This window comes from Pseudomonas sp. PS02290, from assembly GCF_029960075.1.
GTDB lineage: Bacteria > Pseudomonadota > Gammaproteobacteria > Pseudomonadales > Pseudomonadaceae > Aquipseudomonas.
The window spans coordinates 1-3,058 of sequence record NZ_JASCOY010000198.1; the positions used below are offsets into that span (position 1 = coordinate 1).

Consider the following 3,058-nt stretch of genomic DNA (forward strand, 5'->3'; position numbering starts at 1 on the left):
GAGCGAGCTTGCTCGCGAAGGCATTGGTACATCCGCCGAATAATTGGTGTTTGGAATGCAGCATTCGCGAGCAAGCTCGCTCCCACAGGATGGGTGCGATCAGCAAAATTGTTGGCGCCTGAGCTGGCCTCTTCCCGGCTAAAGCCGGTCTCACTGAAAGCACCGCGTACACCCCGTGGGACCTGCTTTGCTGATCGTGCCCTTGCTCCGCGTGGGCATGCATCCCAGGACGCTCCGCGTCCATTCCCGGCTGAAGCCGGTCCCACTGAATGCACGCGGTGTCCTGTAGGACCTGCTTCAGCAGGGAAGGCGTCGATCGTCACGCCGCAAACTGATAGCGAACAATCCGGCCTCTTCCCGGCTAAAGCAAGTCCTACAAACACCGCGGTCACCGTAGGACCGGCTTCAGCCGGGAAGCCCTTGATCTGCTTTTGATCTTCGGACACAAAAAGCTCAAACACCGCCAATCGCGACTTGGGTGCAGGCTGAACGCAGGTTTCGCGGAGTGGGCCGAGCCGCATGGATGCGGCGAGAGCGCCGTCAGGACATGGATGTCCGTTCGGCGCGGGCCCCACGGAGCGGGACCGGAGTGAAGGAACCCCGACGGAGGAGGGGCCAAACCAGGAGCACGGCCTTTTTGGTTACTTTTTCGGCTGTTGGAAAAAGTGACCCGCCGTAAGGGCGGAACCCTAATTCACGTACACACAAATAATGGATAGAGCGCCATCCAACAGCCGGCGTGCCCATGAAAAAGCCCGCCTGCCGATCTCTCGGCAAGCGGGCTCTTGAGTACCTGACGAATCAGTTCAGACCCAATTTCCCGCGCATCTGCGACAGATCTTCAGCCAACGTATTGACCGGACCTGCCAACGCCTTGCGATCCTGCTCCTTCACCTTATCGTACGTCTCATAGCCACCGTCCTTGGTCTTGTACTTCGCCAGGATCTTGTCCACGGTCGCAAAGTTCTTCTCCACCTTCGCCACGAACGCCTTGTCCGACTGCTCCAGCTGCGGCTTGAACAGATCAACGATCTTCTTCGAACCGTCAACGTTGCCCTGGAAGTCATACAGATCGGTATGGCTGTAACGATCTTCCTCGCCCGACAGCTTAGTCGCCGCCACTTCTTCCATCAGCGCAGCAGCACCGCCCACGACTTTCTCTGGCGGGAAGGTGATGCCAGCGATACGCGACTGCAGCTCTTTCACGTCAGCCAGCAGCTTGTCCGCGAATACGCCCTGATCCTTGGTGGTGTTCTGCGAGAACAACGCATATTCCAGACGGTGGAAGCCAGTGAAGTCGTCGGCTTTCACGCCGTTTTCGTGATCGTCTTCGCGGGAGTCGATCGACGCGTCCAGGTCGCTGAACAGTTCGGCGATCGGCTCGATCGACTCATAGGACAAACGCGTGGTCGGGAACAGCTTTTTCGCCGTCGCCAGGTCGCCCTTCTTGATCGCGTCGGTGAACTTCTGCGTGTCGGCGGCCAGGGTGTCGACGTTCTCGGTCACGTAGATCTTGTAATCCGAAACCGGCGTGACCAGATCCAGCGGCGCGGTGGCGGCGAACGCGGACATCGATGTCTGCAACAGGCCAAAGGTCAGCAACAAAGCGAGGGGCGACTTTTTCATAGAGCTCTTCCTGTGAGGTAAGGGTTGTCAGGCAGTTTTTGTTGTGTGGGCAGAGGCGGCCAGCAAGGACCGGCCAATGAAATCGTTGCTGTCGACCACGCCCGGCAGGGTGAAGAAATACCCGCCGCCCACCGGCTTGAGGTACTCCTCAAGCGGCTCGCCGTTGAGGCGTGTCTGCACAGTAATGAAGCCTTTCTCCAGGTCCGCCTGATAGCAGATGAACAGCAGACCCATGTCCAGCTGACCGTTCTTGTTCACGCCGTTCGAGTAGTTGAACGGGCGACGCAGGATCAGGTTGCGCTGGGTTTCGGCCGTGCGCGGGTTGGCCAGGCGGATGTGGGAGTCCAGCTTGGTGATCTTGCCTTCCGGATCGTTCTGGAAATCCGGGACGTCGGTTTCGGTCTTGCCATGCATCGGCGCGCCGGTGGTTTTGACCCGGCCGATGATCGACTCCTGCTCCTGCAGCGGGGTACGGTCCCAGCGCTCGACGAAGTTGCGGATGATGCGCACCGCCTGATAGCTGCCGTTGGCGGCCCAGGCCGGTTCGTCGCTGCCCGGTTGCACCCAGACCAGCTCGTTCATGGTCTTCTGGTTGTTCGAATCGGGGTTGGCCGAGCCGTCGCGGAAGCCCAGGAAGTTGCGCGCGCTTTCTGGCGGCTGACCCGGTTTCAGCGGGGCTTGCGCGGGCACGCTGCCTTCCTGTTTCCAGCGCACCAGCAGCAGGTCCGGCAGGTTTTTCACGATGTCGCGCAGGGCGTGAATGTTGCTGTCCGGGGCGTTTGAGCAGAACTGAATGCTCAAGTCGCCGTGGCAGCAATCGGCTTCCAGCGCGTCGTTGGGGAAACCGACCATGCGCTGCAGACGCTTGGGCTTGACGGGTTCCAGACCAAAGCGGTCGTCGAACAGCGAGTCACCCACCGACACGGTGATGGTGAGGTTGTCCGGCGTGACCACCGGGCCGAGGATGCCGGAATCCAGTGGCGGCAGTTTCGGGTCGACCTGGGGCACAGGGCCGCCGGTCATCAGAAACGCAATGCGCTCGTTCAACGTACGGAACATGCGCTCAAGGTCTTCACGATCCTGGGCCAATACATCGAACGAAACCATCATCCCGGCGGTTGGGCGCGGGGTGACGATGCCGCTCTGATGCGGGCCGTGGAACGCGTTGTGGTCCTGGGTTTTTTCGCTTTTCGGTGCTTCGGTGACCTGCGCCGGCGCGGTGGCGGCGAACGCGTTGCCGGTCAGGCTGGCACCGGCCACCGCTGCGCCTGCAGCGCCAAGGCCCAGCAGGACGCGGCGACGGTCAGTGGAGATCGGCGCGTTTTTTGAATCGGAGTCTTTCATGTGAATGCTGTCTTCGCTCTGGTTTCAGGGCCGGGGGGGGGGGGGGGGGGGCCCCCCGCGGGCGCCCCCCCCCCCCCCCCCCCCCCCG

2 protein-coding genes are annotated in these 3,058 nt (G+C 61.3%); both read right to left on the bottom strand.

Annotation, left to right across the window (positions count from 1 at the left end):
• Positions 1-801: 801 nt before the first annotated feature.
• A complete protein-coding gene (efeO, locus tag QMX88_RS29115) occupies positions 802-1,626 on the bottom strand; it encodes an iron uptake system protein EfeO (protein WP_192175100.1) in 825 nt (274 codons plus the stop codon).
• A 27-nt stretch (positions 1,627-1,653) separates the two neighbouring features.
• On the bottom strand, positions 1,654-2,970 hold the full coding sequence (efeB, locus tag QMX88_RS29120) for an iron uptake transporter deferrochelatase/peroxidase subunit (RefSeq protein ID WP_282373713.1): 1,317 nt from the start codon (positions 2,968-2,970) through the stop codon (positions 1,654-1,656).
• Positions 2,971-3,058 lie beyond the last annotated feature (88 nt).

Coding starts and splice junctions, on each gene's coding strand:
- efeO (WP_192175100.1), bottom strand. CDS start 1,626: ATGAAAAAGTCGCCCCTCGCTTTGTTGCTGACCTTTGGCCTGTTGCAG.
- efeB (WP_282373713.1), bottom strand. CDS start 2,970: ATGAAAGACTCCGATTCAAAAAACGCGCCGATCTCCACTGACCGTCGC.